The 13,620-nt window shown below is 41.3% G+C and carries 11 protein-coding genes; 1 reads left to right on the forward strand and 10 read right to left on the reverse strand.

Translation table 11 applies throughout. The features are described 5' to 3' along the window. Positions 1 to 13 precede the first annotated feature (13 nt). The 9 genes from YC6258_RS12200 to YC6258_RS12240 all read right to left on the reverse strand — a co-directional run bounded on the left by YC6258_RS12200 (position 14) and on the right by YC6258_RS12240 (position 9,442). A complete protein-coding gene (locus tag YC6258_RS12200) occupies positions 14 to 751 on the reverse strand; it encodes a LemA family protein (RefSeq protein ID WP_052830240.1) in 738 nt (245 codons plus the stop codon). Positions 752 to 1,173: 422 nt separating this feature from the next. Beyond that, positions 1,174 to 1,722, reverse strand: a complete 549-nt coding sequence (locus tag YC6258_RS12205; protein WP_044617238.1) for a hypothetical protein — start codon at positions 1,720 to 1,722, stop codon at positions 1,174 to 1,176. 621 nt (positions 1,723 to 2,343) lie between these two features. Continuing rightward, the gene (locus YC6258_RS12210) at positions 2,344 to 3,462 is read right to left on the reverse strand and encodes a hypothetical protein (protein WP_044617239.1); all 1,119 of its coding nucleotides are present in this window, start codon (positions 3,460 to 3,462) and stop codon (positions 2,344 to 2,346) included. A 15-nt stretch (positions 3,463 to 3,477) separates the two neighbouring features. Next, entirely contained in the window at positions 3,478 to 4,215 is a 738-nt protein-coding gene (locus tag YC6258_RS12215) for a LemA family protein (RefSeq protein WP_052830241.1), read from the reverse strand. Positions 4,216 to 5,205: 990 nt separating this feature from the next. Further along, positions 5,206 to 5,733, reverse strand: coding sequence for a hypothetical protein (locus YC6258_RS12220; protein ID WP_044617240.1), 528 nt, complete (start codon positions 5,731 to 5,733; stop codon positions 5,206 to 5,208). A gap of 63 nt (positions 5,734 to 5,796) precedes the next feature. Further along, the gene (locus YC6258_RS12225) at positions 5,797 to 6,204 is read right to left on the reverse strand and encodes a hypothetical protein (protein WP_044617241.1); all 408 of its coding nucleotides are present in this window, start codon (positions 6,202 to 6,204) and stop codon (positions 5,797 to 5,799) included. Between the two features lie 254 nt (positions 6,205 to 6,458). After that, positions 6,459 to 7,076, reverse strand: coding sequence for a hypothetical protein (locus tag YC6258_RS12230; RefSeq protein WP_044617242.1), 618 nt, complete (start codon positions 7,074 to 7,076; stop codon positions 6,459 to 6,461). 80 nt (positions 7,077 to 7,156) lie between these two features. Then, positions 7,157 to 8,002, reverse strand: coding sequence for a class I SAM-dependent methyltransferase (locus tag YC6258_RS12235; protein ID WP_044617243.1), 846 nt, complete (start codon positions 8,000 to 8,002; stop codon positions 7,157 to 7,159). Between the two features lie 837 nt (positions 8,003 to 8,839). Beyond that, entirely contained in the window at positions 8,840 to 9,442 is a 603-nt protein-coding gene (locus YC6258_RS12240; protein ID WP_044617244.1) for a glycosyl hydrolase family 28-related protein, read from the reverse strand. A 475-nt stretch (positions 9,443 to 9,917) separates the two neighbouring features. Here YC6258_RS12240 and YC6258_RS12245 point away from each other — a divergent pair, with 475 nt between their 5' ends. Next, on the forward strand, positions 9,918 to 12,677 hold the full coding sequence (locus YC6258_RS12245) for a beta-L-arabinofuranosidase domain-containing protein (protein ID WP_082070680.1): 2,760 nt from the start codon (positions 9,918 to 9,920) through the stop codon (positions 12,675 to 12,677). 517 nt (positions 12,678 to 13,194) lie between these two features. Here the strand turns inward: YC6258_RS12245 and YC6258_RS12250 are convergent. Continuing rightward, positions 13,195 to 13,464 (reverse strand): hypothetical protein, encoded by a 270-nt coding sequence (locus tag YC6258_RS12250; protein WP_044617245.1) that lies wholly within the window; start codon positions 13,462 to 13,464, stop codon positions 13,195 to 13,197. Positions 13,465 to 13,620: the final 156 nt, after the last annotated feature.

The raw sequence follows: 13,620 nt of genomic DNA on the forward strand, positions 1-13,620 counted from the left end.
GTTTTTGGCTTCTCTAGAATGGTGTATAGGAAAAGACTGCGTCTGTATTTGGGTCTTGATAAGGCTTAATCCGTTTTTGACGGTTAAGGAGCACATTAACTATATTATTCGGGAAGATCTGCAACGAGTTGTTGAATACTTCAACCGTCTGATTAAATGCCCTTATCGCTGCGCCTACTTCTTCTTCCTGATCTGTCAGCTCCTTCATGACTGTCGTGCAGACTGCAGAAGCTTTCAGGTCAGGATAGTTTTCAACAGCAACATTCAAACCTTGTACAACCTCCCGGCTCTGCTTTTCAATCGCAGACAGGGTATCCGTATCGGTACTGTCTGTGCTTAAAGAGGGGATGGCTGATCGCAACTGGGTGATCTGTTTAAAGACGCTGCTTTCATGGCTCAGATAGCCTTTTAAGGTCCTTTCGAGGTTTGAAATGATTTTGACTTTTTGTTGTTCAAAGCTGACAACCGCCGCCCAACCTCTTTGGACACTGTTGGTATTTCTGACTATGCGGTTATAAACAGCAATAAATAAAATTGAAAGGTTTAATAAGACAAACAGTACAAGAGAGAGAATTAAGATTGATATATCCATATCACCACTACCATGTGTTTCTATTGACAGGTCCCTGATCATGAAAACAAGCATGTCCAGATAAAGCGACTGCTCTTTTATCGCATTTCCTATGGGAAGTACAGTCTCGCTAACCGAAATTGATAAGGTCATCGCTTTGATTATAGAAATTATAAACACCCTTTTTCCTACAGAATAGCTTTAGCTGAATTCGCACCTTAAATGGTTACAGAATATTTCGTAAGCAGGGGAGTGATACACTCTTTTTTGTCGTCTGGATGGGGGACTAAAAGGTCGAGTTTATATTCAATCGGATAATGCAGCGTGTATTCAAATGTTCCCCGCTGAATTTTGGAGCCGATCATTAAGTTCAATAAACGCAGTTTGATCGTAATTGTAAGGTTTAGGCTTGGTCATGGCTTAACCCTTGAATGTATTAACCGATTTCATCTGTTTGAATGCCGCCTTTTTAAATCTTTGAAATTCCTTGATTTTAAAGGGCTAGCATGAGAATAGGCTCATGGTGTGGTGCGACACCCGGTGCATCCATGCATCACTACTAACCCGATATATTTAATGACCAGGTTAATAATAAAGGCTGGTTACATGTTTTTCTGTTTAAAACCGAGACTACCATCCCACATATCTGGATCATCGTAATCTTCTATAATTAACCGATAGTTTTCGGCATACTGTATTACTCGAAGCATCCCGCTTTTTGAAGCGAAATTAGCCGATGCGCTACCTATTAACAGATTAAAATCACCTTCCTTTCGCCAATATCCCTCGCCGTTATCTATGTTTAATCTTGCCAACAAAGAACTGCTAAGGCTGATTTTAGCTGTGCCATCAGAACTAAGTAGCAATTCGGAGTTGCCGTAATTCCACTCACCAACGAGAGACGATTCATTGAAAAACGGATTCATATTAATATTTTCTGAGTATTTTGCGCTTGCGTATGCATAACTGATGGCAACAATTAGCAAGCTAACCGCAATATATAGCGATGGTTCATGAAACTTTTTCGCCCAGATATTGCTCACAATATTTTTCAGTGCCCATACTAAAATGCTTATCCAAACCAATGAAAAGAGCAGGTACCCGAAAGGTATTGCTGTGTGGAATTGTATTATTGATATGAATTCATCCATAGCCGACTACATGCAAAGCCGCAGTTAAAGGACCGAAAAAATGTAGCTTTTGAGATCCCAGTGAGAAAAACGAATGGTTTTGAACGCTGTGTTATGTGCTTAGTCTCCAATGTAGTGGATATCACGGACATTCCCCCCGAGCGTATCGAATAATACGGTCAGTTGGCAATCGTCAAATATGCTTACATGATATATGAATAGTTCAGTTGTTCCATATACAACTTGAAGATCTCCGCTTCCTTGGTATTCCTCTTCATATTCTGTGAATTTTTTCAAGACCGTAGAATACTTATCTCCGACTTCGATACTGTTTTTTAATCTAGCCAAAGAAAAAATGTGGTAGTTGTACAGAAATGGTCACGCGACCATGGCCATAAATATAAATGAAATAAAAAATATGCTAAATAATAATTTTTTGATCATTCGTTCACACAACGTTTTGAAGTGGGCGGCCTTTCTATTTATAAAAATTTTGATGCATTTTCACTACTATACAGATAAGAATTGCGGTTCACCCGAATAACTCATCATCGCGACTGAGCTATGACGGGTTATCCGGGTGAGTATTGGCAAGTTAACCGTTCGCTGCTAAACCGTTCCGCAAATAACTCGATAATACATTCATTGTGAGACCATCGTATCAATTAAAGATAGAGCAATCGGTAGATTTCTTGGAGATTGATCCGATGTTAAAAGATCGTTTAAGAATGCTGAAGGAGTTTTAAGCGTAGTCGAAATATTCTGTTTTTGAGCAAAGATATTTGTCTTGAATAAGGTGAGCAGGTAACCATCTTTTGAGGTCATGATTTGCAGTGCGCCAAGCTTCCTGTCTGCATCCAGTATTTCTTCCAGAGTCAGTGGTGTAAGCCATTTTGCAGCTGCTACAGGGTCAGCGACTTCGCAGCAATATCGTTCATTGAATTCAGGTGACAGGCTGGTCCAGGGCTGTAATCCGTCTTCGTTCTGCTTCAGTGTGCAAATACGCATCTCTGTTATGTTAAATCCAAGCAATCGAATACCAAAAAATGAATCAATAGTTTTAAAGCAGTCCTTACCATCCTTGTCCTGATATCTTTCCAGAATTTCAATATGGAAGGCATAGAATTTCCGTTCCTTGGAATTCAGGGTCGTTTTTCCTGAGAAAAGTTGGCTGACTTGAACATGCTTATGCCTGGAAAAAAATTTGAAGCTATATTTCAGCCACTGCATGAGCATAGCGCTTTGCGCACTGGAAAGTGGGTTCAGATTGGAGTCTTTGGCTTTATCATATTCAACCAGACTGTGACTCACTTCTGATATCAGCCCCTGAATCTTCCTCAGCTCCAAAAATGAGAACATTGCTGGTAGCATAAAAGGGAAAACAAAAAGAAGAGTTGCGACTGGAGCGGGAAGAAATAACTCTGTGATAAAGAAGAGTGGTGCGGAAATGGCTATCGAAATCGCTATGGGTGTGTACAGGGGGATTGATGATAACTTCAGTGTAGGGCCGAAATCGAGGCAGGGTTTTATTAACTCCTCAATGTCTTTTGAGTCGTCATTACTCTCCAGGTAGTTTTCCAGAGATAGAAGCACACTGTATAGCCGGGTGCTATCCTTATCTGCCCAATAGTTATAAACACTGTATTCCATATTAACCGCCCCATGACTGACTCGTGGGCCAGTTGCATACCTGCCATTGGCACTCGTGAGGTATTTATAAAACCACTTTAAAAACCCGATATATTTTCTGACGATATTCATTGTTTTTTGGCTTCTTTAGAATGGTGTATAGGAAAAGACTGCGTCTGTATTTGGATCTTGATAAGGCTTAATCCGTTTTTGACGGTTAAGGAGCGCATTAACCATATTATTCGGGAAGATTTGCAGCGAGTTGTTGAATACTTCAACCGTCTGATTAAATGCCCTTATCGCTGCGCCTACTTCTTCTTCCTGATCTGTCAGTTCCTTCATGACTGTTGTGTAGACCGCAGAAGCTTTCAGATCGGGGTAGTTTTCAACAGCAACATTCAAACCTTGTACAACCTCCCGACTCTGCTTTTCAATCGCAGACAGGGTATCCGTATCGGTACTGTCTGTGCTTAAAGAGGGGATGGCTGATCGCAACTGGGTGATCTGTTTAAAGACGCTGCTTTCATGGCTCAGATAGCCTTTTAAGGTCTTTTCGAGGTTTGAAATGATTTTGACTTTTTGTTGTTCAAAGCTGACAACCGCCGCCCAACCCCTTTGGACACTGTTGGTATTTCTGACTATGCGGTTATAAACAGCAATAAATAAAATTGAAAGGTTTAACAAGACAAACAGTACAAGAGAGAGAATTAAGATTGATATATCCATATCACCACTACCATGTGTTTCTATTGACAGGTCCCTGATCATGCAAATAAGCATGTCCAGATAAAACGACTGCTCTTTTATCGCATTTCCTATGGGAAGTACAGTCTCGCTAACCGAAATTGATAAGGTCATCACTTTGGTTATAGAAATTATAAACATCCTTTTTCCTACAGAACAACTTTAGCTGGGTTTGCACCGTAAATGGTCACAGAATACTTCGTAAGCAGGTGAGTAATACGCTTGTTTTGTTGTCTGGGCGGGGGATGAAAAGGTCGAGTTTATATTCAATCAGCTAATCCTGTACAAAGGAGCGCCAGCGCATGTTATTCCAGGGCAGCAAGCCCAAAATCTAATGCAACCGCTTGTTATGTAAGCAGTTCACGGAATATTAACCAGATCGTAAATGCCATACCACATAAAAGAGCGATTATTGTTAAAAGTAAGAATGAAAAAACTCCAAATCTAAATGAGCTAACTATACACTAGCATCAGTGCAAGTAGCTCTTTAGATCCTTGCGGTCGCTTCCCATGTTTAGCCTGTTTACTCCAGAAAACCACATATTAGTGGATAAATCAGGCCTATCGCCATTCCAATGGCTGTCAAAGAGTAATATTGTCCTATAAATATTGGCCAACCCATCTACTTACCCTGTTATATAATGCTGCCATCGTGTGGCTGGTTTTGTTAGCTGGCTGGCAAAAAAAACAGTCCTTTGTAGATCGCCAATACCTTAACCTTGTCAATAATCCTGGACCCGTCGTTTATGTTGATTTTTTGGCCCTCGCTTAAACAATGCGGGTAACGCTGTGGAGAGAGCAGCTTTAAATAAGCACGTGCGGACTCACCCGGCATCAATATGTCATTTTCAAAGAAAATCTGATCACCGCTAGTGAGTATATCAGGTGTAACTGGGTGCGCTGGTCGAATACCGCTGGTTATGGGTCATTCTCTATCTGAATTCAACGAAACCAGCCCAATGAAATCAGGTTTATATTGATCGAAGTCGAATTGAGATTTTCGTTCTGTCCCTGCCTTAATGACATCTTCAATCGTGTAGCCAGACGGATGCTTCATAGTCAGTTAGCGGCACAATAACCTAGCATTGCGAACCACGCTTAGAAGAGCCCGGTTGATTTTTTCTGTTAAATTCATTTTTTGCGATATGTGCGATATGTGCGATATATATTTTCAATAGCATAGGAACCTATGTGTGCGTAAACACGCTCTCCATCTGCATTGTGAAGTAGTAAATAGTTCCATTTATATTGCTTTTCGCCAACGGTAACATCCGTAAATAGTACGGAGTGTTCGCACGACCATGTACCTTCTTGCTTTTCCACTGAATTCTCAGTGATTGATTTTCTGGCGATAGCTCCCCAGAAACGACCATCCTCTTCGTAATTCAATTCCCAGCTACGTATATAAGCTCCGTCGTCCTCTATGAGCTCTCCGACCCAAGTGCCAACAATGTCTTCACACTGATCTGTTCCGTTGGTTTCTATAGAGTTGATTAATGATTTTAGGTACTTGGTTTGATTTTCATTTGGTTGATATGCACCGCCATGACTAGTCGATTCAATTTTCTCAGTCACGAGAAGCATAATAACCACCGCGATAGAGAAACCAATACCGTATAAAAAACCTGTTCCTATGTACTTGACAATAGTTTTCAGCACGAAGCCTCCATGAATTTATCAACGCCGTGATTAGTCACTTAAACGACTGGTAACACGGCTAATTTAATGGTTTTTTAAAGGCAGATTTTTAACCGCCGAAGCATGCCAGACAAAAACCTGCCCGAAAGTTACGACAGACCCAACAAGCTCTCCGTTAATAAATTTCACTTTGTGAAGTGGCGCCCATGTCTGTGCAAACTTGGTCGTACCACAATTCATTAGAAGTAGTTCATTCCCATCGTTTACCAACTCTGAGAGTACGAAATTGCACTCAAAATCGTATTGATCTTTGTAGTAACCCGAAACCTTCCCTTCATTTTCAATGATCTCGAAATACTTGGGATATTTAATCTCTCCATAGTAGGTATCCGGCATGTCTACTTTTGTTACTTGCCACTTTCCTATGAAATCATTAGCCATCGCAACATTCGTTAGAGACCAAATCATCATAACCGCAATTTTATTTTTCATGGTTGTCCTTTAATAAATGGTCATTAGACCAATAGAGTGGAACAAGTATTTGATAAACTGAGCTCAGCGAAGCACATATCTTAGTGGATAATTGGTTGCCATGCATCAACCCAGTATTGGCAGGAACGACTGAAACAGCTAGTGTAAGACTCAATAGTTCAATTTCCATATTGGGTGCCAACGACACATTAAAGGGAGCGAAAAAGCATAGCTTTTATGGTTACAGTGAGTGAAATAAACGTTTCTCAATTTTGCTAAGTGTCATGGTGCAAAGGAAACTTCGAAATAAAGTTTTCAATTTGCGGTTCAATGTTTAAATTTATTGGATACGTCACTCTGTATTTAAAAAGCCATTTGCCAATATGAAAAAGATAAAAATGCGAACTAAGCAGCTGATATTTTCCTGCAAAATTTTCTTCGTAGTTGAGTTCTGCATGGAGCCCATTCTCAATATGACCGTTTTGTTGCAGAGTGTAGTTTTCGCTCACTAAAAGCTTCGAGTTTTCATGTGACAATATGATGCTACGAAGTGATTTTTTAAATTCATTTTCGAAAAGTGTTTGCCTGGTCAAATCAATTACGTTTTGCGGAGACCCAAATGAGAATACTTTTGGCTCTGGATAGACATAAAGAGTCAAGGCAATGGGTAGATCTTTGTGGTTATAACCTACACTGATTTCGGTTTCTTGTTCATCATATCGTGTAGTTGAAACGCGAGTGAACCCTTCGAATTCCTCTGGGAAAGACGATTCTGATTTTTTATGCGTATATACGCCGGCGGTATTGATCTGCTGAGGTTGAAAATTGGTAACCGATCCGAAACAGCCAGATAGGGCCAAGGTGATTGCCATCACTAAAATACGAAACTTCATAATTCTCCTTAATGACACTTAACATAGCCAGTCAGTAGAAACGCAGCCAGGCTGCGTTCTACTGACTGGCGTTATTAGTTCTATATGTTTCTTTCCACTACAACAGCAAACTCAGTTAGATTTGGGTTATAGTTGTTTCCGCAGACATCTGAGTACACCGCTTGCACTCTCAATCCAGCATTTGCCAGCTCCTGCTTCAATGTTTCCAAACTGAAACACTGAAGCCAATTGTACACAACTTCGGACTTTCCGGATTGCGTAAACAATGAGTACTTATCCAAAATCACTTTCTCTTCTTCGTATTTAAAGGTGTTACTGAAACAATAATAATCTTCCTGATACCAAAAATGATTTAAATGGTTCCTTTCGTACCCTGATACTTCTTCCTTTGCATCAAATGAGCTTACCGAATATACGTCCATAACCAATTTTCCGCTATGAGAAAGCAAATCACTAAACTTAGCTAAAAGCGATGCTCTTTGCTTTGGATTGAGAGCGCAGAAATCACACATAATCATTGTTATGAGGTCATACTGCGTTGGTAAACTGACATCTAAATAATTGGCGTTTATATACTTGATATTCAAACCCAGTTCAGATGCCTTTTCGTTCGCATATTCAATTGAGCTGGCAGAAAAATCTATTCCTGTTACATCGGCTCCCAGGCGAGCAAATTTCGATGTATATAGCCCAGGCCCGCAACCAAAATCACATATTTTAGAACCAATGTTGAGAGCAAATTCCTCTTTCATCCATTCTATAGAGGACTCTATAAATTTATGATTCCTGGACGAAACATCAATATGTTCGTTTAGATGGAAAGTAAGCATTTGCTTGGCTCTATGACTATCCGACCATAGCGATTCAGCTGTATAAGCGCCAAAAATTTTTGGTCGTAAGTTTATTTCTTCAAGTGTTTTAAACATAACTTGTCACCAAATATCAATTTTTAAATTGGTGACAATTCGTGGATCATCTATATTTGCGTCCACGGGTAATTGTCACCAGAGTATTTTTATCTATTGAAAAAATTGAATATTTCATGAACAGCACCTCCTGTTTTTCTGTGTGGTTGTTGGGCTAATGAGTCTGTAGGTAAAACATTTTGAACGGGAGATCTTTTCCTCAAAGTTTTATTTTTGTCGATCTGTAAATTTAAATCATTGCTGTTAACAAATTAATAAATAAAGATAATTTATCGGGTGTAAATGCTCCATTCCTGCTCGGCTGGGTAATATAACAGGACATCCATCTTAAACCTTGTTTCTTGTCATTTTATTTTTAAGGAAAACGTGGATGGCCTTTTATTTCGTATGTGTAAGACTCGATAGTTTCATTTTTATATTGGATGCTAATACTTACGACACGCATGAACGATAGTAAATCGCCGAGCCTGTTAAGTGGTGATTAACGCTCAGTCATTACTTTTTTTGCCCCTTTTGGATAAATGGCGACTTCGTGGTCATCAATTAGCTTCCCGTTACCTTCGTATGATCTTGGATCAGGTGTGCTGTTTAGTCCTTTCTGAGAACCCGATCAATTTATAAACCAGACCGTTATGAGCTGGAAAATATGCATTAAAAATTTCCTCAAAAGAGGTATTAATTCAATAAAATGCAGTTGAATGGTTCGGTGGCACGACAGATAAAAATGGTAGCGGTAAAAACGCACGTACAGGTTACATTCCAGAACATGTGCCCATAAATTGAATAAAAAAAGAAGCTGATCAGGGCATCAGCCTCTTTACAGGTTTCTGGATTGGATTAAACACATATCACATTACTGATTTCAACCCGCTGACTTTGTTTTGGTCTGATAAGCCAGGCAGGTGCGTTGCGAATGGACACATCTTCAAATGCAACGTTCTGACAGTCAGTAATATCTAGTACTGCTGCCAGTACGTTGGTCTGCTGAGTATCAGGTTGATACCCCATGCCATACCACCAGCCCGGTTGATTGGCTTTGGCGTCAAGCGTACCGTGGCCGGTAATGGCAATCTGCTGTTGCTGTGAAGCCCGTATCATAGCTGTTGAGACAGATGATGTATTGGCATTGAAAATCAGCTCTGCTTCATCCTGAAAATGCAGGTTGACATGAGAGAATAACTCAAGCGAGCCGCTGAGAAACTTGCCTTCAGGAATAATAACCCGCCCGCCGCCTGCCTGATGACAGGCCTGTATTGCCTGTTGAATGGCAGCCGTACAGTCGGTAGCTGCATCACCAACAGCTCCGAAAGAAACAATATTAAAATCTGTTCCGTTACTCTCATTCCAGACTGCTGCCAATAGTGGATTCGATAACATAGGCATCAGAGACACCGCTGCACAACCTTTAATAAAGGTTCTTCTTTGGATTTCTGCTTTCAAAATAACACTCCTTTTTTTATTGTATGTGCTAATGAACCGCTGAGTATGGACTTAGTCCGATTCAGTCATCAACTATGAAACAGATTGAAAATTTCTTACCCAATTGCCTCATACTATTTATGTTACTTTCTTTAAGCGCCACACTGCTGCATTCATTATAACCGTTGGTTTACGAGGCAAAACTGAAAGAGCGAAATCATACATAGAAAAAACGGCTGAATATAAAAGCTAATATGCTACAGCTGAAAAACTTGCTTGCCGCTTGAATACAATTTTAACAGACTGAACATGCTGCAGAATAATAATAAAAAATTTAAGGCAGTATCCGTTTATATCAGCAGCTGTTTTAAACAGATGAAGCCACTTTTGTCAAACGCTTTATTTTTGTTGCAGGTCATCAAGTGGTTTCCACAATGCAGAGATTCATGATTCATACCTCTGTGCATTCATAGATCATTCAAAGGTAAAGCGAGCGATGACAAAAAATAATACGCTTATGAATGGCCGCTACATTATTTATTCCAGATTCAGCGGTCTGGCAATGGATGTTGAAGGAAAAAGCTCATCAAATGGTGCCAATGTCTGGCAGTGGCAATATTTGGGTGGCAGCAATCAACAGTTTGATATCGAGCACGTTGGTAATAATTATTATTCCATTCGTGCGGCACACAGTGGTAAGTCCCTTGACGTCTATAACTTCAGTAAAGAGCCCGGTGGCGAGATTCGTCAGTGGGATTATTGGGGGGGCGATAACCAATTATGGTCAATCGAAAGTTCCGGCGACGGTTACTTTACCATTGTTTCCAAACTCAGTGGCCTTGCGCTGGATTTATACCAACATAGTGAAGTAAACGGTGGCGATATTCGGCAGTGGACACCATTGAACAGCAGCAACCAGCAATGGAGTTTGATTCCTGTTGTTAACAGAATGCCGTTAGAAGGCGGGTACACATCGATTCCGATTAATCAGGTATGGCTGAATTCCGGACCGCTTAAACAAGCACAGGATATTAATATTTTGTACTTACTGCGGCTGGATCCCGAGCGGTTGTTAATGCCGTATCGTCGCGAAGCAGGCATTGCCACGTCGGCCAGTTCATATCCGAACTGGGAAAGTGAAGGTCTGGATGGGCACATCGGCGGCCATTACATAACCGCATTGGCTATCAGTTATGCCGCTACAGGTAACGAACAGATTCTCAACCGTCTGAATACAATGATCGATGCACTGGAGCAGGTGCAGAATGCGCATGGCGACGGTTACATTGGCGGAATTCCCGGTGGCCGTAACCATTGGAATGACCTCGCCGGGGGGAATATCTCAGTGGGTGGTTTTGGTCTGAATAATATGTGGGTACCATGGTATAACCTGCACAAGGTTTTTGCCGGTTTACGGGATGCTCATGTATATGCCGGTCACCCAAAAGCATTGAATATGCTCATCAAACTCAGTGACTGGGCCATTAATTTAACAGCGGGTTTAAGCGACAACCAGATGCAAACCATGTTGCTGTGCGAGCACGGTGGGATGAATGAAGTGCTGGCGGATGTATACGCGCTGACCAACAACAGCATGTATCTCGATGCAGCTCGTCGATTTTCTCATCAAAGCATCCTGAATCCACTTCTAAACAATACGGATGATCTGACCGGTAAGCACGCTAATACACAAATTCCAAAAGTGATCGGTTATGAACGCATCGGGTCACTGGCTTCAGATACTTCCTGGGTGAATGCATCGGCATTTTTCTGGAGTACCGTTGTCAATGAACGATCAGTAACCATCGGTGGTAACAGCGTTGCTGAACATTTTCACGATAAAAATAATTTCGATTCGATGGTAACCGACATTGAAGGACCGGAAAACTGTAACACTTATAACATGCTGAAGTTGAGCAGGGCTTTGTATCGCCACGCCGGAGAGTTGCGTTACATCGATTATTATGAACAGGCGTTGTTCAATCAAATTCTGTCTTCTCAGCACAGCAGCCACGGCGGACTGGTTTATTTTACGCCGATGCGTCCTGATCACTTCCGCGTCTATTCAAAGCATGACGAATGCATGTGGTGTTGTGTCGGTTCCGGCATCGAAAACCACGGTAAATACGGAGAAATGATTTACGCCCAAAATAGCGATAATTTTTTAGTAAACCTGTTTGTTGCCTCTGATGTCAGTTGGAAAAACGGTATTCATTTCCGTCAGGATACCAACTTCCCGGACGGCGACACCAGTACCATAACGGTATGTGGGCGCGGCGATTTTACCATGAGCATCCGCTATCCTGAATGGGTAGAAGCGGGTACCATGACCATTCTGCTGAATGGTGCGCCGTTTAATATTGCTGAATCACCAGGGCAGTACATTCCTATTCGACGGACATGGAAAGATGGTGATACGGTTGAACTTCGTTTCCCAATGCGAACCACAGCGAAACAATTACCGGACGGATTGAATTACTATTCGATTATGCACGGCCCAATTGTGCTTGCCGCTGCCACAAACCCATACCCGGATGAAACACTTGATTTTGTTGCAGGCAGTGCACGAATGGATCACAGCCCGCGTAAAGGTCTTTTAGCAAAACTGAATGAATCTCCGGTTATGATTGGTTACGGTTCCGACTTCTTAAACAGTATTACGCCGGTCTCAGGATCCCCGTTGACCTTTACACTTTCGCCATCGGCTTACAATAAAGACAGTGCGTTGACATTGAAACCATTTTTCCGGATTCATGACAGCCGTTATTCTGTTTACTTCGCACAATATACACCGCAGGATTGGGCGGTCGTTGAAGCAGAGCTTGAAGAGCAGGCGGAAGCAGAGGCAGCATTAGAAGCCATTACGCTTGATAAATTGCAGCCGGGGCAACAACAGCCGGAATCGGATCACTATATTGAAAGCCAGAATTCCAATACCGGCATTCATCTGAACCGGTACTGGCGCGACGCCAAAGGTTTTTTCAGTTATCAGCTGGACCCGAAGGGCGTAACAAGCACAACCTTAAGAGTGACCTACTTTGGTAACGACTCTGGTCGAACGTTTGATATTTTAGTCAACGATACCTTACTCACCACACAAAAATTAACAGGTGGTAAAGGTGACGTGTTCTTTGATGTCGATTACAACATTCCGTCGTCGATGATCGGTAATGGAAGCCTGTTTCGCGTTAAATTTCAGGCACATTCAGGTTCTACTGCTGGTGGAGTATTCTATGTTCGATTAATTCGAAACTGATGCCATTCTGGTACCCAGTAAACGCAGGATCGTTTACTGGGAAATATAACCGGGCACTCGTCTTAACCATTAAAATTCACTCCAACAACAGACACTATCGAATACTGTATCAGTATAAGGAGGTATGATCATGACCCGATCAAGGAAGTCGCAAGTCTACCTTGACAGCACGCCTTGTTATCATCGCGTTTCCCGTTGTGTCCGCCGGGCTTTCCTCTGTGGAATTTCTGTGTGGTTGTTTGGCTAATGAGCCTGTAGATAAAAAATTTTTAGCGAAAGATTCCTTTCCTCAAAGTTTTGTTTTCGTCGATCTGTAAATGATCTATCGCTGATCGGCTGGGTAATATAGCAGGACATCCATCTTAAACCTCTTTTCTTGTCATATTTGTTTTTAAGGATAACGTGGATGTCTTTTTGTTTCGTATGCGTAAGACATAATAGTTCCATTTTTATATTAGATGCTAATACTTGCGGCATGCATGAACGATAGTAAATCGCCGAGCCTGTTAAGTGGTGATTAACGCTCTGTCGGCACTCTCTTTGCCCCTTTTGGATAAATAGCTACATCGTGGCCATCAATTATATTTTCATAGGCTCTTTGTTTTGAAACAACCATTGATCCATCGGAATTAATTTTGGTTACTGGTAGCCGGTCTCCAACGAATGAATTCAAACTGGCTTTATCTTCATCCGTAAGATATTCGAGCAGACGGCTGTCAATTTCCAGTACCTCGATTATATCTCCGATTTTTACAACTTGATTTAAAGAATCCCGGGTTTCATCCATTTATTATTTTCCTAAACGTCAAACTAAGTGGTGTGCGTTAGCGCGTCCTTACTTGAGTGAAGTAAACGGTTCGAACGTTTTGTTATACCTAGTACACTATCACTGTATTACAAAATACTTCATAAATAGATTTTACTCTTTCATCAGGATTTTCTA

It is taken from the genome of Gynuella sunshinyii YC6258 (assembly GCF_000940805.1).
GTDB lineage: Bacteria > Pseudomonadota > Gammaproteobacteria > Pseudomonadales > Natronospirillaceae > Gynuella > Gynuella sunshinyii.

Coding starts and splice junctions, on each gene's coding strand:
- YC6258_RS12205 (WP_044617238.1), bottom strand. CDS start 1,722: ATGGATGAATTCATATCAATAATACAATTCCACACAGCAATACCTTTC.
- YC6258_RS12210 (WP_044617239.1), bottom strand. CDS start 3,462: ATGAATATCGTCAGAAAATATATCGGGTTTTTAAAGTGGTTTTATAAA.
- YC6258_RS12215 (WP_052830241.1), bottom strand. CDS start 4,215: ATGTTTATAATTTCTATAACCAAAGTGATGACCTTATCAATTTCGGTT.
- YC6258_RS12225 (WP_044617241.1), bottom strand. CDS start 6,204: ATGAAAAATAAAATTGCGGTTATGATGATTTGGTCTCTAACGAATGTT.
- YC6258_RS12230 (WP_044617242.1), bottom strand. CDS start 7,076: ATGAAGTTTCGTATTTTAGTGATGGCAATCACCTTGGCCCTATCTGGC.
- YC6258_RS12235 (WP_044617243.1), bottom strand. CDS start 8,002: ATGTTTAAAACACTTGAAGAAATAAACTTACGACCAAAAATTTTTGGC.
- YC6258_RS12245 (WP_082070680.1), top strand. CDS start 9,918: ATGACAAAAAATAATACGCTTATGAATGGCCGCTACATTATTTATTCC.
- YC6258_RS12250 (WP_044617245.1), bottom strand. CDS start 13,464: ATGGATGAAACCCGGGATTCTTTAAATCAAGTTGTAAAAATCGGAGAT.